The organism is Deltaproteobacteria bacterium (assembly GCA_019309545.1).
GTDB lineage: Bacteria > Desulfobacterota > Desulfobaccia > Desulfobaccales > Desulfobaccaceae > Desulfobacca_B.
Genome location: JAFDGA010000004.1, coordinates 107428 through 124805 on the forward strand (window position 1 = coordinate 107428; position 17378 = coordinate 124805).

The following is a 17378-nucleotide window of genomic DNA, read 5'->3' on the forward strand; positions in this document are numbered from 1 at the left end:
TATCCCCTTTTAGGGATGCTTTGGGGTCGTTGGCCGTTTAGGTCTGGGGTCTAAAAAACTCTTGGAGTCTGCCCCATCCCTCCTTCTCGGTAATCTGACCTTGGAATCGGAAAGGCAGCTTTAATAATCCTGGCCCGGGACCGAGCCGGAAGCTGCCGGCGATCTCATAAGCGATTTTCCGCTTTTGGAAAAGGCCGCGCAATACTTTAGGGATGACGGGCAATTTGATCAGCATCGGCACCACGACTTTTCCCCGTCCCCGGGCCGGCAGCTTGAGGGCTTCCAGACTCTCCCCCTGAACCATGCGCTGACCCTCAAGCCACAGCTCATAATCAAAACCCTTGATATTGATGGGCTGCGGGTTGGGGTTCTCTATAAGGAGGGTGCAGGCCAGCGGCCAATCCTCGGACGCGGGGGGATTGACGGTGATCGCTTTGAGGCTCACCAGAGGCGGCTTCAGATCTCCGGTGGCCAACTGGTGGATCCCGCATCCGGCGAGCCCAACCAACCCTGCCAGCACCCCGCCCAACAAGCAACTAATACTCATAATGGATATTTTTTTTGACATTATTAGTCCTTGGTGGTAGCCTGGATTTACTCTGTCAATTTAAGGAGGCAAATAATGTTTAAGTGCCTGAAAAGGTTGATGGTAGTGATATGCCTGGTTGGCATGCTATTTGTACCAGAATTTACTGTCCCTCGGGCTGGGGCCGCGGATTTCAATTACGCCGAACTGACCCGGGAGTGTGGTCTGCGCTTCGGCTGGGGGCGTTCCTTCGGGACCAAAGAAATTATCGATATTTACACCCTGTTGCCCCGCTGGGGCCTCTTCCTGACCCGGGCCGACAATCCTTACCTGGGTAAGCTGCGCATTTCCCTGTTAATCGAAGGCGTTATCAGCTATGCTGACGCTCTCCATGACGGCTGGGAGGCTGGCTTTACCCCGCTGCTAAAATTTACCTATCCCTTGGGTAATAAGGTGCTGGTTTACCTGGAAGGGGGGGCCGGGATCATTTTCGAAAATATTGACAGCGAAGCCTTTGCCCATACCTTTAATTTCAGTCCCCAAGCCGGGGTTGGTGTAGATTTCCATCTCACCGGGGGCTATGCCCTGACTCTGGCGTACCGTTTTCGCCACTCGTCCAACGCCTCTCTCTACAGCGACAACCCAAGCTTTGATGTCAATTTTGTTCATATCGGTCTAGCCTACTATTACTGAAATCATTTATGCAAGTAATACCTTCCATTGACAGAGGAAAACTATTTTGAATCACCCCTCGTTTAAAACCCCGGGCTAAAATAAAATTTGACAAATCATAGTAATTAGTATTATAAAATAGAAATTAAACTATTATGACTATAAATGCCATAATTAATAGATTGAAGGAGTGCCGTATTTCGGTTACTCCCCAACGGTTGGCGATTTTGCGGGCTATCCTTGCCCATCGTGACCATCCCAGTGCTGAGGTTCTTTACGACGAAGTACGACAGACCTTGCCCACGATCTCCTTTAACACGGTTTATAAAACTTTGGAGACATTTTGCCAAAAAGGTTTGATATTTAAAATCAATCCGTTGCATGAGGTAGCCCGTTACGATGGCAATCTTCATCCTCATGCCCACTTGGTCTGTTCTCGCTGCTTCCGGATAGAGGATGTCGATTGGGAATGGCCGAAGGAACTTCCATATCCAGAGGGCCTTGATGGCCCGTTCAAGGTTGAAAGGGTGTCAATCCAGTTCCTGGGAATATGTTCGGCCTGCCAACAGGAACTGGAATCCATGGCCTCTGAGCAAGGCAAAAAGAGCTTCGGGTCAGCTTCGGCAAGTTGATCCCGGCGGCAAGGTTTCCGCTCAGACAGCGGGGAGAAAAGGCATCGATCACCGTCAACCTGGATCAGTAGGGTGGGGCGGGCCTCAGATTGCCTACTCAGCCCTTATTCCTTATCAAGCACTCCAGGGCCTGTCGCGCCGCAGCTTGGGCCGCCTGTTTTTTGGTCCTCCCCTGACCCCGGGCCAAAAACCGATTATCCAATCGAACTTCGACCTCAAAGTTTTTCGCATGGGCTGGGCCCGCTTCGCTCACCACCTGATAGTTGGGAACTAGTTTAAAATATTTTTGGGTATATTCCTGTAATCTGGTTCTGAAATCCTGAAGTAAATTCTGTTGTCCAGGCCAGACCAGGCGATCAGCGAATAAACGGGCGATTACTTGCCGGGCCGCCTTCAGGCCGCCATCCAGATAGATAGCCGCCAAAACCGCCTCCAAGGCATTACCCAGGACCGACGGCTTTTTCCGTCCCGCCTGCTGCTCCTCTCCCCGACCCAGCAGCAGGCAGTTGCCTAGTTCCAGTTTTTGGGCAATCACGGCCAATTGTTTGGCATTAACCAGATAGGCCCGCCAGCGAGACAGGTCGCCTTCGCTGGCCTGAGGAAACTGTTCCATCAGCAGATCACTGATTACCAGGGCCAAAACCGCGTCCCCTAAGAATTCCAGCCGTTCATTGCTCGTTCCAACCCCAGGATATTCATAGGCGTAGGAGCTATGGGTCAGTGCCTGATCCAGCCGGTGTAGGTCCTGAAACACGTATCCCACACGGTTTGCCAGGCTCAGTAAGGCCTGACGGCGATCTGGAGAAAGCTCATGACCAGGGGTTACCGAATTTATCTGAGTCATTAGTTGCAATGGCCTTTTTGACTCAAACGGTGAATTAAGCGCTGGGCTGCCAAGTCAGCCTGCGTCAAGAGAAACTCCCGACCCTGGGGGCCGGATTCCAGAATGGCCAGCCATTCCGTCGGGAGGCAGGAATAACCATAATAGGCTCCAGCCAGAGATCCCGCCATCGCCCCCAAGGTATCAGTATCGCCACCCAGGTTGACGGCCAGCTCTATGGCCGGTCGCGGCTCCCGGGTCCACAAAAAGGCCCCTAAGGCTGGCGGCACGGCCTCGATGGACCGGACATCACACCGGTAGGCTTGCCGCAGTGCCTGTCGCTGACTTTCCCGATCATTACCTGGCGAGTGCCTTAAGGACTCCAAGCGCTCGGCGAACTGGGGGCACAGGTCGGCAATCTGGGCTTGGATTATGCTGATAAACCGGTCTACTTCCAGGGGCCAGCCCTGGCAGCCGGCCTCCAGGGCCAAGGCCACGCCGGTGGCCTGAGCTACCGCTCCGGCCTGGGCCTCGGGATGTTTATGGGTGATCAGACAGGAAAGCAGGGCCTTTTCTTTGACGCGGACCAGGTCATCAAAGTAAAAAGCCCCTAACGGCCCGATGCGCATGGCACTGCCATTGCCGAAACTATCGGTGCCCACCTCCTGCCAGGGTTCACCCTGGCGCAGACGTTGCATAATTCCGGAGATACGGCCACCATAGCCCCGCGCCGGGTGATAATTGGCGACAAAGCGCTGGGCGCAGACTTCCGGGTCAAAATCACCCACCATCACCAGGGTCTCCAGGATACCCACCATCATCTCGGTGTCATCGGTGTAGGCCCCGGCTGGTTGCCAGCCCTCCACCATCCGATCCAACCAGCCATACGTAGCCTGAATCAGAGGCGCGGGCCAGCCTTCCACCCCTTGGCCCAGGGCATCCCCCAAGGCCGTGCCCAAGACACTGCCAATGAAGCCGTCTGCCAGATGCGAGCAATATCCCTTAATGGTCATGATGGCGTAATCTCCAAAATTTATGTTACCAAAAAAAAGGGTGTTCACAAAGTTATTGCTGGTCCCCAAAGCCAAAAAATAGCCCTCGGCAAATCTTCCTGGAGCTTTCCAGCTAGAAGAAGTGAATTTTTTTACTTGAATAACTGTCCGATAATAATATTTAATTTTGAACTCCCCGAACAAACATCACCTAAAAAGGGTTGACATCCAGCCGAACTTCTACTAAGGTTGACAAAATTTTCAGGGCTGATAAAGTTGCACCCTCTCGTTAGCCTAACTAATTGATTTAATCACTAAATTTTATCTAAGTCGATAACCACCGTCTATCCGGAAACCAATTATTTGTTTCCCTTGCTGGGACGGTTGGGATGAGGGTAAAAAAATATCAAACAATTTAATACATTACGCTTAATCTCTTCCGGTTGCTTTGAGACAGACTCCGGATGACTACTAACCAGACCCGATCCATGGTTAACCAGGAAGGAGGTCGATGATGGTATGCCGTCTAGTTATCAGCCTCTCTTTGGGACTGACGCTGGTTTTTTCCTCTTGTTTAATCAGCCAGGGCCAGGCCCAGTCAAGCAAAAAAAAGTCTGCGTCTTCCCAAATAAAAAAGAAATCTTCTAGTAGTAAAAAAGTCTCTCGTTGCCGCAAAAGTCGCCGGACGGCATATAAACGCTCGAAGCGCCGGTCATACCGGAGATATTCTCGTTCACGGTCATCATATCGGCGTTATTACCAGGGAGGGATTTGTGAGACTCCTCCGCTGATGAAAATTATCCCGCAACGGGATGGCAGTTTCTTGTTGGAACCTTTATCTCCGAAAAAGGTGGGCGAGCCTACCGTCAACCCCAGAGCTAAAGATCAAAAAAAGCGTCGCCCTGGTGATGACGACTATTCTATGACCCACCGTAAGAAAACCCCGATTTATCCCCGTTGGAGCTTCAGGGAGCTCGTTCTGGCCCTGGCCAAAAAATACCAGGGTGCACCTTATTCCCTGGGGGCCTCGCTAAAATATAGCGGAGCTACTGATTGTTCTGGATTTGTCCAATACATTTATCAAGGTTTTCGGATTGATCTGCCACGCACCAGCCGGGAGCAGGCTCAGGTAGGCAAAACCGTCACTCAGCGGCTTGATTTTTCCAGATTGTTACCCGGAGACCTGTTGTTTTTCCGGCGGGGCGGCGGGTATATAGGTCATTCCGGCATTTATATGGGCGAAGGCAAGATGATCCACGCTTCTAACCACCGCAAGGGGGTTACAGTTACGGATTTAAACCAGTCGTACTATATTAATACCTTTGTAGTGGCCAAGCGGGTGTTCGAGGTCCGGTATCCCAATTAACAATTTTTTCCATTGTGTCCCCCGCCTTACGGATGGGAAAGCCCCTGGTCGCAAACAGCATTACACGATTCTGGGATCGGCTTATCTCCTGCTTCAAAAGGTCCCCACATCCGCCCACCCACTTGGGCGGCCAGAATATCCCTACTATCCTGGGAATCTGCGAGCGCTGCGGGGCAATGGTGATTCAGGGTTTACATCAGCAGACCGAAACCGGTTATCTTTGTCAGCGCTGTGCCGGTCAGGGGGATGAAACCAAAGAGTGAAACCCGCGCGCAACTTTTCATGGTGGCTGGGCGGGTTGGTGGGAGGGCAAATTAGAGATGGCGGTCAATTCATTTTTCAGCTTAACATGTTGTCTTGGATGATTTATCTCCCTTTCCTACCGATTTCATTTTAGACCAGCAATAAATTCCTTATCCTCCCCTAGCTTTTGCTCCCGGGCCCGAAGATAAACCGCCCACCCCAAGGCCAGATCCTGGATTATCAGTCCGGTAGAGTCAAATACCGTGATCTCCCGGGAATTTTCCCGCCCCGGTTTTTTGCCCGTCACCACCTCCCCCAGGCACCCAAAAATCTGCTCCGGCCGGAGTTGGCCTTGGGCCAAAGGAACATTGATCTCTCCTGAATGCTGGGCTTGAGCCCAATCATCGATGATGATTTTGGCATCTTGCAGAATGGCGGCCTCTAGTTCTTGTTTCCCGGCGGCATCAGCGCCAATGGCGTTGATATGGGTGCCGTCATTGATCCAGGCCCGCTGGATAACAGGGGTGGTATTGGGAGTAGTGGTAACCACCAACTCCTGATCCCGGACCGCGGCCTCGGCCGTTTCACTGGTGATGGCCCGGACCCCATATTGGGAAATGATTTCATCCCGTAAGGCCCGAGCTCGGGCCGGAATAAGGTCATAAATGACTATCTCCTGAATGGCCAGCACCTTTAAGATAGCGGCCACCTGGGTGCGGGCCTGGGTCCCGGCCCCAATCAGTCCCAGGGTGACGGCTTCGGGGCGGGCCAGATACCTGGCCGCCAGTCCCCCCGCCGCCCCGGTCCGGAAATTAGTGATATAGGTTCCATCCAGGTCAGCAATTTCCACCGCGTTATCCGGATTATTGAGTAAAATTTTGGCCATCACGGTGGGTAGCCCGTGTTGCGGATTATCGGGGTGGACATTGACCCATTTAAGGCCGCAAATTTCTCCGCTTTTTAAGGACAAGGCCCCATACATGGCCCGAAAATCGCCATGGGGCAATTTCAGATAAGACTTGGGGGGCATATTGACCCGGCCCTGACCATAGGCCTGAAAGGCTTCTTCCGCAGCTGCCAGCGCCAGTTCCATGTCCAGTATTTCCAAAACCTCGGCCCCGGTCAGTACCAGGCTCATATGATCCTCCTGGAAGTATTGGTCAATATAATTGCCAACTTAAGTTGCGTTAGTCCTCACCAAACAGCGAAACGATCCGGAACCGGTTCACATCAACCAATCCCAGATCAGTAAGTTTCAGCTCGGGAATTACCGGCAGGGCCAAAAAAGCTAAGGCCATAAATGGATCAGGTAAAACCCCGCCCAGACTGCGGCTGGCGGCCTGTACCTCAGCGTGGCGGGCCGCTACCGCTTCCAAAGGCTCAGGACTCATCAATCCGGCCACCGGGAGAGGCAGGTCGGCTTTTACCTGCCCGTCGGCAACCACTGCCAACCCTCCTCCCAATGCCACCAGATGCTCGGCGGCCTTTAGCATGTCGGCCTCATTTACGCCCACCACGATAATATTATGGGAGTCGTGAGCGACTGAGGAAGCCAGAGCCCCCTTCTGCAGGCCGAACCCCCGCACCAGTCCCAAACCGATATTGCCGGTTCCCCGATGTCTTTCGATTACGGCCAGCTTTAGCACATCCTGGCTTATGTCTGCCACTACCTGGCCATCCCGGGCCGGGGTCGGAAGCACTTTTAAGGCAGTTAAAATCTGACCGGGAATCAGACCAATAACCTTTACCCGGCTACCCTGCACCGGAAGCTGGAAAGATTCCAGGGCCAGGTTCCGGACCTGAAAAGGAGACCTTGGATAAGCACTCGAGGGCAAGGGCCAGCCTTCACATCGCCCCTGTTCAGCCACCAGCTGCCCGTTTTTAAACACCTGGTTAACCTTAAATTCCTGTAGATCATCTAAAATTACCAGATCTGCGATATACCCAGGGGCTATCGCCCCTCGCCGTCCCAGGCGAAAGTACTCGGCGGTATTGAGGCTAGCCATGGTGATGGCGGTGATAGCATCTATCCCTAAGGAGACGGCTTTACGGATGAGATGGTCGATATGGCCTATATTAAGAAGGTCGTAGGGGTGGCAGTCATCCGTCACCAACATGGTCCGGCGCATGGTGGCCGGGGTCACCGCTGGGAGGAGGTCTTGCAGATTTTTGGCCTGACTCCCCTCCCGAATCATCAGGTGGAACCCGAGGGCTAATTTTTCCTGAGCCTCTGCCAGCATGATACATTCATGGTCAGAGGCGGGGCCAGCCAACCGGTAGGCATTAAGCTCCGGCCCGGACAGTAGCGGGGCATGCCCATCCACCAGGCCGTTGGCAAACAGCGCTAATTTTTCTAAAACTTCCGGCACCCCATTAATCACCCCGGGAAAATTCATCATTTCTGCCAGCCCCAGGACCCGGGGGTGATATCGGTAGGCCCGTATTTCTGCCAGCTCCAATCTGGCCCCCGAGGTCTCCAGGTGGGAAGTTGGAATACAGGAGGGTATCATCAGGAAGACATCCAAGGGCAGCCCCTGGCTGGCGGTCAGAATATAGTCTAACCCCGTGGATCCCAGGACATTGGCAATTTCATGCGGGTCGGTGACTATGGCGGTAGTGCCCCGGGGAACGACGGCGCCGGCCAACTCTGGGGGAGTAAGCATGGTGCTTTCCAGATGAATGTGACCATCGATCAGACCGGGGGCGACAAATTGTCCTTTGAGGTCCAAGCTGGGGCCTTCGTAGGACCCCAGCCCGACGATCACCCCATCAAATAAAGCAACATCACACTTCATCAAAGTGCCGGTGAAGACGTTTATTACCTGACCCCCGGTTAGGACCAGATCCGGAGGAATGCTTCCCCGAGCCGCACGGATTCGGTTTTTAAGTCGGTCAACGGTCATGTCTAACAATTGCTGAGGACAAGTCATTAAGAAATCAGGATATCAAAGGATCGTTCTATAAGGTTAATATATTTCCACAAAATATCGCTATATTAATCATCTTGAGGAACTAAAGCAAGATTTTTCCGATAAAGGGGACGGTGGGCAACAAGGCGTGGTTTGGCTATCTTGAGGACGTTCTTTTGAAGCTATGAGCGGCCGAGTACCTGCTTCTATTCGGAGGGAGCTTTAAGCCCACAAAACTTCCGCCGAGCTCATTTGCGGCGGTCAAGCGATCCCTTCCCGCCAATGACTTTGCTGATGAGGAAAAGTCTCAACGGAAGCGAAAACGATTTATAATTTCTGAAAATATTCGTTAAGGTTACTACGCAGCCGAGCAATCGCCTGGCTGTGTTTTTGGGAAATCCGGGACTCAGTATAGCCCATGATTTCACCGATTTCCTTCATAGTCAGTTCCTCATAATAATAAAGCGAGATCAATAATTTTTCCTTATCTGGCAAAGATTCGATGGCGCGCACAATTTCCGCGCGCAGTTCCGAGAAATAGAGGGTAATAAAAGGATCTCGAGAGCTTTCATCCTGGAGAATTTCATAAATTTCATCTTCGGATAATTCTGGAAAGCTACGCCAGAAGGAATCAATATCTATCACCGATACCGTTTTGGTTTCATCTAAGAGATGGTAGAATTCTTCTAAAGTCAGTCCGAGAGAAGCTGCAACCTCTTCAGCTTCTGCGGGTCGACCGAGTTCTTTTTGGAGATCGGCATAAGCTTTTTCCACCATGCTGCTTTTCTTGCGGACCGAGCGCGGAATCCAATCGAGGCTACGCAATTCATCTAAGATCGCGCCTTTTATTCGAAATTCCGCATATGTTTTAAAGTCGATATTTCTCCGTGGATCAAATTTCTGAATGGCATCGAGTAGTCCCACCATTCCGGAACTGATTAAATCATCCAGAGATATATGAGGGGGCAGGCGTAAGGCGATGCGACTGGCGATATATTTAATCAGGGGGACATATTGGACCACCATCCGTTCTTGCCATTCTGAGTCAGGCTTTTCGGGCCAGTCATACTGGGGCAGAGGTTGGATCTGTTGTATGGCCATATGTTTTTCCATGATCGGGTACTCCTTCAAAGGGCTCCTTAAACCTTAAGTGTGGCCAGACGTCGCCAAAAAAATTTGATATTCCCATCAAGTTCTGGACTTGGGTTCATTTCTAATAATCTGTGGGCTATTTCTGTAAAACACCGGCTTGCCGAGCAACGCGGGAAAAGTTCCGTTACGGCCTGTTGTTTCAATATGGCTTTAGGGATGGCCCCGTCTTGAGGAATAAAGCCCAAATAATCAATGGCTACCTCTCCGCCCAGAAAGCGATCGGCAATCATGGTTAGATTACGGTAGACAACCTCAGCCTCTTTGGGCTGGGAAAGGTAATTGATCAACAGTTTGAAACGCTTTTCGGCATACTTGGTAACCAGGACTTTGATCAGGGCATACGCATCGGTAACCGAAGTTGGTTCATTTTTGACCACGACGATCCGTTCTTGGGCAGCAATATTGAAATAAAGCACATTACTGGAGATGCCAGCCCCGGTATCAATCAATACGATGTCCAAGTTCTCAGAGTAGTTATCCAGCTCATTTAAGAGAAAAAGTTTTTGGCTCCTGTCCAGTTCGGCCATATCCTGAAAACCTGAGGCGGCCGGAAGGATTTTCATGCCGCACGGACATTCGATGATTACCTCGGCTAATTTTTTTTGGCCGGAAAAGACGTCCTTGATATTAAACCGGGGAGATAATCCCAACAGGACATCAATGTTTGCCAAACCCAGATCAGCATCGATGATCAGCACTTTCTTACCCAAACGGGTGAGTACCAAACCCAAATTGACCACAATGTTGGACTTCCCCACACCACCTTTGCCGCTGGTTACGGCAATCACTCGTGGTCGCAGGTCGGAATCCAGCGCCACTTGGTTAAACAGACCGTCTTTATAACTCACCGAACTCTTTAAACTCGGATCCATTCGAACCTCTAAATCAACAAGATATGAGGCCTTCCAATTGCTCCAGGACCTTTACTCTGACCTGGCCCACTGTTCCGTCAAAATATCAGCCTTATTTTTTAAGCTGCCCGGCTCCTAACCGGCCAAGGGAACGACGCTCAAAAAGAGAACCAAATCCAGGATTAATCAGCTTTTTTTGCCAGAGTGTCTCTATCCCCAATCGTGGCTAGTTTGCTTTTTCCCGTCTGTGCCGGCTTTTAATTCTTTTGGTGGTTATCTTGATGAGCAATCATTGTGCCAGAAGGGGAAAAATGTTCCGGCTGACAAAAATAATCAAAGATATTCATTAGATATATGTATGAAGCTTAGGTCCGCAGCAGGCCGCGGCCGCCATCAACCACCGTCAAAGATCCATGTTGCCGTCAAAGAATTGACAGGGAAGGATAAACATGAAGGGTAATTAATTTGAAATTATTAAAAATTGAGGACGGGGAGAGCGACGAAGTGCTTTGACTGGGGGCGCCATTAAGTAAGGTTTAAACCGGTATAAATGCCTATACTTATAAACTTGGAAGCCGGGCAAATGGTAAAGTATATACTTAAAAATAAATGATGGTTATATTTTCTGATTTTAAGAATTGGTGTCGGCTTCCTTGACTTCCGGCGAAAAAATTTGCTTGACAGTCCCCCTCTAGCGTGTTAAAAAGGGACAACTTACAGGCCCCGAGGGGTTAAAAGGGAAGACGGTGCAAATCCGTCGCGGTCCCGCCGCTGTAACCGGGGACGAAACCAGCATCAAGCCACTGGCCTGATAGAGGGGTTGGGAAGGCGCTGGAAGTAGAAAGAGCCGGGAGCCAGAAGACCTGCCTGTAATAAATAAGCGAAGCAAGCTGCCGTCGGAGCCGCCCCTTCGTAATGGTTGAGGACCAAGAAAACTGGGTGCAATCCTCAATTCTCAGCAACGAGAATTGAGGTTTTTTTTTAGTTGAACAAAGGCTGATAAACCTGGCACCGCCAAGAAATGATTTTAATCCTGGGGCACTTCCGCCCTCTCCTTATCCTCGGCGCCCTGTCGGCCCGGCTCATCCTTTCACCAATAACCCTGCTGCAGGGCAAGTGATGGCGGATGAGCCGGGCTGACAGGATTTTCCCTCCAAGCCGTTTTCCAGAAGGTGCTTTTGCTGGCAAGAGGTCTAAATTCTGGGGCTGATTAAGGGCGTTGGGGTCTGATTTCCGCCCGCCAGAAGATGTGATGGACTTTTTCTATTTGCCAAAAAGGTGCTCCGGCTTGCTGACAGGCCCATTCAAAATCTTGAGCCCGGAGAGCGGAGTGGAGGGCCACAAGCCGTATGGCCGTGAAGGTCAGATAAAAACTCTGATGCTGCTGGCGGGCAAAGGCGCGAATCTCCACAATCCCGGCGTTCCGGTCTAATTCATATAACCAGGCCCGCCCCTCGGGTTTGAGAACCCGCAACAATTCTTGCAGCCCCAGGCTCGGGTTTCTCCAATGATGATAACTCATCGTGGCCACCGCCAGATCAAAGACTTGGGCCGGAAAGGGCAAAGCGGTGGCAGTGGCGGCCAGCACTGCCACCCGATCACTAAGGTGGGCTTGGAGCAGACGACGGTGCGCCAGAGTAACCATTGGCGGGGACAGATCCAAACCCAGGGCCCGGATATCAGTCCTTTGGGTGGCCAACCCCAGCAGGAGCCGGCCCGGCCCTGTACCGATATCCAGCAGCAAACCACCGGGGGGTAGCGCCTTCTGCAAATCTTCCCCCAACAGGCGGTATAATCGCCGAAAATAAGAATTATCACTAATCCAGTCATAATAATAGGCAAAAGGACCAGGAATCGCTTCCATATCGGTATCCCCAGGCTGGTCTGCACCATTCAGCGAGTTTGATGGTTGTAAGTTTTCCTGGTTTATATCACATCTTCCCGAAAAAAGCTGGCCCACCGCCCTGGGCCTTAGGTTAGAATCCTGGCTTTCCCTAGACAAGGAATGGAGAAGGCCCGGGCATCTGCATATCTTAAACAAATTCCTTGCATTAAAGGCAAATAGTGAATTATAATTTTGATTACAGGTGATGGTCAGCCCAGGTAGTTTTTCATAGCCGCCCTAAAGGGGACGGAGAACAGAGCTTGGTTCTGGGCTGCGTCTTGACAATAACATAGTTTAAGGAGAGCCCATGCCACTGACCAAGGCAGCCCTGGTGCAGGTACTTTTTGAGAAGGAAATTTTGCCTAAGGCAGAGGCCGCCCGCGCCGTTGATAGTGTATTCGGTCTGATCAAACAGGCCTTGGCCTCTGGAGACGATGTGCTCATCAGTGGTTTTGGGAAATGGACGGTGAAAGACAAAAAAGAACGCCGGGGCCGCAACCCTCAGACCGGTCAGGATCTAACCATAAATGCGCGGCGGGTAGTGACTTTTAAGGCATCCGGGGTTCTGCGCCGCTTAATCAGCGAACCACCCGCCAAACCATCATAAAAAGTCAATCTACCCAGGCCAACCTGATGGGGGATCGTCCAACGGCAGGACTGCGGACTTTGGATCCGCCAATGGAGGTTCGAATCCTCCTCCCCCAGCCATAGTGAGCACTTTTTTCCTCAAACTTAGAAAGTCACCTTATATCCAGCGGTTTTTCATATCGAACTCCTTTGTGTAATTTTTGGTGAGGGCAGGACCGGCATGGCAAGCCTGCAAGATTCAATGCTTTTTGTATATCCGACCCTTCAGGCCATCGAGGCGTTGGCGCATCTCTTGCAATTGTTTTTGATGCTGCGATTGGCTCTGAGGGCCTTGGGGACCGCACATCTGTTGCATTATCTGCCCCATCTGGTTCATTATTTCCTGCATTTGCTGTTGCTGGACCGGGTCCATCGGTTGGCCCATCATCTGGTGCATTTCCTGTATCAGGCCGGACATCATCCCCATATTGTGCTGCATGCCAGGTCCCATCATTTGGTGGTGCTGACCAGGACCGCCATGCATCTGAGCCAGTAGTCCGGCGGGAGAGAGCATTATACTTGTCGCCACCAGAATTGAGAAAATCTTACGTCCCATAACGTCCTCCGATCTTTCTTTATCAATGGATTGAGAAGAAATAGATTGAATCTATCCACCAGCTGGATTAACATAAATCCGGCCCTACTCCCTTTTTTCACCAGGTGTTAATTATTCCAAAACTCTGGACCGCACTGAGCATGTCACCAAAGTCTGGAATAAACGGTTACAGAAAGAGGCGCCGCAGGCGGAGGGCGTTGCCTACAACTGACACGGAACTGAAGCTCATGGCCGCGGCCGCGATGATCGGGCTGAGCAGGATGCCGAAGAACGGATAAAGGACGCCGGCCGCGATCGGAATCCCCAGCGAATTATAGACAAAGGCAAAGAACAGGTTCTGCTTAATGTTCCGCATGGTGGCCCGGCTGAGATGGCGAGCGCGGGCGATACCGTTAAGATCCCCCTTGATCAGCGTGACCCCGGCGCTTTCCATGGCCACATCGGTGCCGGTCCCCATTGCAATCCCGACCTGGGCCTGGGCCAGAGCCGGAGCATCATTGATGCCGTCCCCGGCCATGGCGACCATCCGGCCCTCGGCCTGAAGATGTTTTACCGCTTCCGCCTTCTGATCAGGCAGGACCTCAGGAATAACCTCGTCGATCCCCAGTTTTTGCGCTACCGCCTGGGCGGTAGTCTGGCTATCACCGGTAAGCATGACGATCCGGATACCATCCTGATGCAGCTGGGCAATGGCTTCCGGGGTAGTCGCTTTGATAGGATCCGCGACCCCGACCAACCCTGCAACCTGGCCGTCTATGGCCACGAACATCACGGTTTGGCCGTCATGGCGTAAAGACTCCGCCGTTCTGGCCAGGTCCCCGGGGTCAAAACCCAGGTCCGCCAACAGCCGCCGATTCCCCAGAGCCCCACGATGTCCGTCGACTCGTCCAGTAACGCCCTTCCCCGAAACGTACTCGAATGATTCTGCTTCAGCAAATTCGATCTGGCGTTCCTGGGCACCATTGACGATAGCCGCGGCCAGTGGGTGCTCGCTCCCGCGCTCCAGGCTGGCCGCCAGACGCAGCAGGGTTGATTCCTCCACCCCATGAACCGGCGACACCGTCACGAGCTTGGGCTTGCCTTCGGTCAGTGTCCCGGTCTTATCCACCACGAGGGTATCAACCTTACGCATCACCTCAATGGCCTCGGCGTTTTTAAAAAGCACCCCCAAGGTGGCACCTTTGCCGGTCGCCACCATAATGGACATCGGTGTGGCCAGCCCTAGAGCGCAGGGACAGGCAATAATCAGCACGGCCACGGCGTTGATAACCGCATGCGCCAAGCGTGGCTCCGGCCCGATCTGAGCCCAGACGATGAAGGTGACGATCGCCGCCAGGATCACAGCCGGAACAAAGTAGCTCGCCGCGACATCGGCCACTCTCTGGATGGGCGCCCGGCTGCGCTGGGCTTCGGCCACCCTCTCCACGATCTGGGCCAGCAGGGTTTCGCCGCCGACCCGTTCGGCCCGCATAATGAGGGAGCCGCTGCCATTCACTGTAGCCCCGATCACCCGACTGCCCGGCTCCTTTTCCGCCGGGATAGGTTCCCCGCTGACCATGGATTCATCAACTGAGCTCCGGCCTTCCAGGACCACTCCGTCTACCGGCACCTTTTCGCCCGGCCGAACCCGCAGGCGGTCACCGACCTGCACCTGGTCCAAAGGAATGTCCTCTTCCGTCCTATCCTCCCGAATGATCCGGGCGGTCTTGGGGGCCAGACCGAGGAGGGCCTTGAGCGCGGCGCTGGTCTGGCCGCGGGCCTTGAGTTCCAACACCTGGCCCAATAGCACCAGGGTGACGATCATGGCCGCGGCCTCAAAATATACCCCCACCTCGCCCGCCGGGTCCCGGAAAGAAGCCGGGAAGAGGTTGGGAAACAGCTGAGCCACCACGCTGTACCAGTAAGCAACTGAAACTCCCAGCCCGATGAGGGTAAACATGTTGAGAATGCGGTTGCGGACCGATTGCACGGCTCGCACCAGAAAGGGCCAGCCTGCCCAGAGCACCACCGGGGTGGCCAGGGCTAGCTCCAGCCAACCCAAGACTTCCCGGGAAGCCAGGCGCTCCAGGGGACGGCCGGGGAAATGGTGGCCCATGGCGATGATCGCCACTGGCAGGGTAAGCACTACTGCTACCGCGAAGCGGCGGCGCATATCCACTAATTCTGGATTTTCCTCTTCTGCTAGCGAGACGGTGCGCGGCTCCAATGCCATGCCGCACTTCGGGCAACTGCCCGGCTCTGACTGCTGCACTTCGGGGTGCATGGGGCAGGTGTAAAGGACCCCCGGAGCCCCCGCTTTTGCACTGGTAGTTTCTTTGCTGGTTTCAAGGTCTAGGTATTGACTGGGATTAACTTGAAACTTTTTCAGGCAGTGGGCGCAACAGAACAGGTACTCCTGGCTCTCGTAAGTGAGCCGATGGTGGCTGTCCGGTGACACCTGCATGCCGCAGACCGGATCGCGGTAATTAACTGGATTAGCAGACTTCTCATTATTGGTCATAGTCCTTATATCTCGAAAACCTGGGTGGTTATCCTTTGCCTTAGGCGGTAATCGGGCAAACGCCTTAAAGGCGTGTACGCATATTAAACAGCACCAAAGCGTAATTTTAACGGAAATTTGACCTCATTGCTGACCTCCTTTTTTAAGAGATTTTAACCTGGTTCTACCTGAGGTCCTAAAAAAAACTATCATCCACCGGAACTTTTTTTATCACCCGGAGCATTTACAAGATTTATTTGAAGGGAGGGTCTGAGGACCACCGGCCTCTCCTCCTCCCTTAAGCACCCCTCCCACCCCCCCTGATACCAAGTTGCGATCAAAGAGCTAAAATGCCCCCTCACCCTCGCCCTTTCCCCCCAGCGGGGGATAAAGGATAAAATTACTCAATTGAAAGCCAATCGGTATAAGCTATGGCACCCCCAAAAGTCTATTGGGTACAGGTAATGAATCGGCTAAAGGAAGTGGAGACCGAAATCGAGAAGTTAAAATCCGGTGCCGCCCAGATGGAAACGGCCGAAAAGAGAGATTCGACGAGTTGATTAAAAATCTGCAGACCAGTAAAGCGGTGGTAGAAGAAGAGCTGATGGAGCTGGTGGAGTCCAAGGCCTGGGGAAAAAATATCCCCAGGCCGAGGGGTTAGATCTGTGTTTTCCTAAAAAATCAGCCTTGCAACCGGCTCAGATTATCACCGATCTCCTGGGCCGCGGTCAGGCTCTCTGGGCTCAGGTCATAAGGGGGGGTCCCCTTCAGGTCGGATTCGATCACTTTCTCATCAAAGGGCAAAAATCCCAAGAAATTATAATCTGGCAAGTTCTTGACCAGGTATTCTTTGTCGGCTTCACTGCGGATTTTATTGCCCACTAAGACGACCTGGTCCATACTGATGCCAATGTCTTTGGCCAGTTGCTGGACGTGTTGCGCGGTCTCAATGCTGCGGCGGCCGGGTTCGACGACGACGATCAATCTGTCCACCGCCTTGGCGGTGGCCCGCCCCAAATGTTCGATTCCGGCTTCCATATCCATGACCACCACTTCGTCGCGAAACAGCACCAGGTGGATAATCAGGGTCCGCAACAGCACGCTCTCGGGACAGACACAGCCGCTGCCGCCGCGTTTGACGCCCCCCATTACCATGAGTTTGACGCCATCTAGAGAGGCGGAATAACGTTCCGGTATATCATCCACCTTGGGATTGAGCTTGAACATGCCGCCCATCTTGCCGGGGGTGGATTCGGTGCGCTCGGCGACCAGATCCCTCATCTCCGATATCGGGGTGATGGAACTGGGATCGGGAACGCCCAGGGCCACGGCAAGATTGGCATCGGGATCGGCATCGACGGCCAGAACTTTCTTGCCCTGATCCCGAAAATATTTGATCAACAAAGCGGCCAGAGTGGTTTTACCCACCCCGCCTTTGCCGCTTACTGCAATCTTCATCTGCTTATCTCCTTTATATCATCTGATGTTGGAATTTTATCATCTTGGACTGGATAAATTGGCTAGCTGATATTACTTGGAGCATTTAAAAGGTTAATTTGAGGGGAGGGCGGGGGCCAGCGGTCCCCCGCCCTCCCCTCAAGCTCCCCTCCCAACCCCCCTTAATGGGGGAGGGTTTTTTTTCTAACCCAATTTATTTATCTTACAACC

The 17378-nt window shown here is 52.7% G+C and carries 16 protein-coding genes, 1 tRNA gene and 1 riboswitch; of the genes, 7 read left to right on the forward strand and 10 right to left on the reverse strand.

The window, feature by feature from the left end; translation table 11 throughout:
- Nucleotides 1-37: 37 nt before the first annotated feature.
- Entirely contained in the window at nucleotides 38-568 is a 531-nt protein-coding gene (locus tag JRG72_02170) for an LEA type 2 family protein (protein MBW2134029.1), read from the reverse strand.
- Between the two features lie 54 nt (nucleotides 569-622).
- On the opposite strand from JRG72_02170, the gene JRG72_02175 reads away from it, so the two are divergent.
- Both JRG72_02175 and JRG72_02180 read left to right on the forward strand, forming a co-directional pair.
- Nucleotides 623-1219 carry an acyloxyacyl hydrolase gene (locus tag JRG72_02175; GenBank protein ID MBW2134030.1) on the forward strand — a complete coding sequence of 199 codons (597 nt, stop codon included), beginning with the start codon at nucleotides 623-625 and terminating at the stop codon, nucleotides 1217-1219.
- Between the two features lie 134 nt (nucleotides 1220-1353).
- Nucleotides 1354-1830, forward strand: a complete 477-nt coding sequence (locus JRG72_02180; protein MBW2134031.1) for a transcriptional repressor — start codon at nucleotides 1354-1356, stop codon at nucleotides 1828-1830.
- A 97-nt stretch (nucleotides 1831-1927) separates the two neighbouring features.
- Here JRG72_02180 and rnc read toward each other — a convergent pair whose 3' ends face one another.
- Complete coding sequence (gene rnc / locus JRG72_02185) at nucleotides 1928-2674, reverse strand: ribonuclease III (GenBank protein MBW2134032.1); 747 nt, start codon at nucleotides 2672-2674, stop codon at nucleotides 1928-1930.
- A complete protein-coding gene (locus tag JRG72_02190; GenBank protein ID MBW2134033.1) occupies nucleotides 2674-3663 on the reverse strand; it encodes an ADP-ribosylglycohydrolase family protein in 990 nt (329 codons plus the stop codon). The genes rnc and JRG72_02190 overlap by 1 nt, the downstream gene beginning before the upstream one ends.
- 769 nt (nucleotides 3664-4432) lie before the next feature.
- Here JRG72_02190 and JRG72_02195 point away from each other — a divergent pair.
- Both JRG72_02195 and JRG72_02200 read left to right on the forward strand, forming a co-directional pair.
- Nucleotides 4433-5008, forward strand: coding sequence for a C40 family peptidase (locus JRG72_02195; GenBank protein MBW2134034.1), 576 nt, complete (start codon nucleotides 4433-4435; stop codon nucleotides 5006-5008).
- A 32-nt stretch (nucleotides 5009-5040) separates the two neighbouring features.
- Nucleotides 5041-5271, forward strand: a complete 231-nt coding sequence (locus tag JRG72_02200; GenBank protein ID MBW2134035.1) for a hypothetical protein — start codon at nucleotides 5041-5043, stop codon at nucleotides 5269-5271.
- Between the two features lie 125 nt (nucleotides 5272-5396).
- On the opposite strand, the gene JRG72_02205 is transcribed toward JRG72_02200, so the two are convergent.
- The 5 genes from JRG72_02205 to JRG72_02225 all read right to left on the reverse strand — a co-directional run bounded on the left by JRG72_02205 (nucleotide 5397) and on the right by JRG72_02225 (nucleotide 12027).
- Complete coding sequence (locus JRG72_02205; protein MBW2134036.1) at nucleotides 5397-6389, reverse strand: ornithine cyclodeaminase family protein; 993 nt, start codon at nucleotides 6387-6389, stop codon at nucleotides 5397-5399.
- Between the two features lie 49 nt (nucleotides 6390-6438).
- Nucleotides 6439-8154 (reverse strand): adenine deaminase, encoded by a 1716-nt coding sequence (ade, locus tag JRG72_02210; protein MBW2134037.1) that lies wholly within the window; start codon nucleotides 8152-8154, stop codon nucleotides 6439-6441.
- A gap of 333 nt (nucleotides 8155-8487) precedes the next feature.
- Nucleotides 8488-9273 carry a FliA/WhiG family RNA polymerase sigma factor gene (locus JRG72_02215; protein ID MBW2134038.1) on the reverse strand — a complete coding sequence of 262 codons (786 nt, stop codon included), beginning with the start codon at nucleotides 9271-9273 and terminating at the stop codon, nucleotides 8488-8490.
- Between the two features lie 26 nt (nucleotides 9274-9299).
- Nucleotides 9300-10184, reverse strand: coding sequence for a MinD/ParA family protein (locus JRG72_02220; GenBank protein ID MBW2134039.1), 885 nt, complete (start codon nucleotides 10182-10184; stop codon nucleotides 9300-9302).
- A gap of 680 nt (nucleotides 10185-10864) precedes the next feature.
- A riboswitch (cobalamin riboswitch) is annotated at nucleotides 10865-11049 on the forward strand.
- 324 nt (nucleotides 11050-11373) lie between these two features.
- On the reverse strand, nucleotides 11374-12027 hold the full coding sequence (locus JRG72_02225; GenBank protein MBW2134040.1) for a class I SAM-dependent methyltransferase: 654 nt from the start codon (nucleotides 12025-12027) through the stop codon (nucleotides 11374-11376).
- A 328-nt stretch (nucleotides 12028-12355) separates the two neighbouring features.
- Here JRG72_02225 and JRG72_02230 point away from each other — a divergent pair, with 328 nt between their 5' ends.
- The 3 genes from JRG72_02230 (at nucleotide 12356) to JRG72_02240 (ending at nucleotide 13171) form a co-directional block, all read left to right on the forward strand.
- Nucleotides 12356-12655: an integration host factor subunit alpha gene (locus JRG72_02230; GenBank protein ID MBW2134041.1), complete on the forward strand. Its 300-nt coding sequence runs from the start codon at nucleotides 12356-12358 to the stop codon at nucleotides 12653-12655.
- 27 nt (nucleotides 12656-12682) lie between these two features.
- Nucleotides 12683-12756: transfer RNA gene (locus JRG72_02235), tRNA-Gln, on the forward strand.
- Nucleotides 12757-12856: 100 nt separating this feature from the next.
- Complete coding sequence (locus JRG72_02240) at nucleotides 12857-13171, forward strand: hypothetical protein (GenBank protein ID MBW2134042.1); 315 nt, start codon at nucleotides 12857-12859, stop codon at nucleotides 13169-13171.
- Between the two features lie 226 nt (nucleotides 13172-13397).
- Here the strand turns inward: JRG72_02240 and JRG72_02245 are convergent, their stop codons facing one another.
- On the reverse strand, nucleotides 13398-15731 hold the full coding sequence (locus JRG72_02245) for a heavy metal translocating P-type ATPase (GenBank protein ID MBW2134043.1): 2334 nt from the start codon (nucleotides 15729-15731) through the stop codon (nucleotides 13398-13400).
- 660 nt (nucleotides 15732-16391) lie between these two features.
- Nucleotides 16392-17168, reverse strand: coding sequence for an AAA family ATPase (locus JRG72_02250; protein MBW2134044.1), 777 nt, complete (start codon nucleotides 17166-17168; stop codon nucleotides 16392-16394).
- Nucleotides 17169-17378: the final 210 nt, after the last annotated feature.

Bases quoted from the DNA above. Each gene is read 5' to 3' on its own strand.
- JRG72_02205 (MBW2134036.1), bottom strand. From the start codon at position 6,389: ATGAGCCTGGTACTGACCGGGGCCGAGGTTTTGGAAATACTGGACATG.
- JRG72_02245 (MBW2134043.1), bottom strand. From the start codon at position 15,731: ATGACCAATAATGAGAAGTCTGCTAATCCAGTTAATTACCGCGATCCG.
- JRG72_02215 (MBW2134038.1), bottom strand. From the start codon at position 9,273: ATGGAAAAACATATGGCCATACAACAGATCCAACCTCTGCCCCAGTAT.
- JRG72_02200 (MBW2134035.1), top strand. From the start codon at position 5,041: ATGGGAAAGCCCCTGGTCGCAAACAGCATTACACGATTCTGGGATCGG.
- JRG72_02240 (MBW2134042.1), top strand. From the start codon at position 12,857: ATGGCAAGCCTGCAAGATTCAATGCTTTTTGTATATCCGACCCTTCAG.
- ade (MBW2134037.1), bottom strand. From the start codon at position 8,154: ATGACCGTTGACCGACTTAAAAACCGAATCCGTGCGGCTCGGGGAAGC.
- JRG72_02230 (MBW2134041.1), top strand. From the start codon at position 12,356: ATGCCACTGACCAAGGCAGCCCTGGTGCAGGTACTTTTTGAGAAGGAA.
- rnc (MBW2134032.1), bottom strand. From the start codon at position 2,674: ATGACTCAGATAAATTCGGTAACCCCTGGTCATGAGCTTTCTCCAGAT.
- JRG72_02180 (MBW2134031.1), top strand. From the start codon at position 1,354: ATGACTATAAATGCCATAATTAATAGATTGAAGGAGTGCCGTATTTCG.
- JRG72_02170 (MBW2134029.1), bottom strand. From the start codon at position 568: ATGTCAAAAAAAATATCCATTATGAGTATTAGTTGCTTGTTGGGCGGG.
- JRG72_02225 (MBW2134040.1), bottom strand. From the start codon at position 12,027: ATGGAAGCGATTCCTGGTCCTTTTGCCTATTATTATGACTGGATTAGT.
- JRG72_02190 (MBW2134033.1), bottom strand. From the start codon at position 3,663: ATGACCATTAAGGGATATTGCTCGCATCTGGCAGACGGCTTCATTGGC.
- JRG72_02195 (MBW2134034.1), top strand. From the start codon at position 4,433: ATGAAAATTATCCCGCAACGGGATGGCAGTTTCTTGTTGGAACCTTTA.
- JRG72_02220 (MBW2134039.1), bottom strand. From the start codon at position 10,184: ATGGATCCGAGTTTAAAGAGTTCGGTGAGTTATAAAGACGGTCTGTTT.
- JRG72_02175 (MBW2134030.1), top strand. From the start codon at position 623: ATGTTTAAGTGCCTGAAAAGGTTGATGGTAGTGATATGCCTGGTTGGC.
- JRG72_02250 (MBW2134044.1), bottom strand. From the start codon at position 17,168: ATGAAGATTGCAGTAAGCGGCAAAGGCGGGGTGGGTAAAACCACTCTG.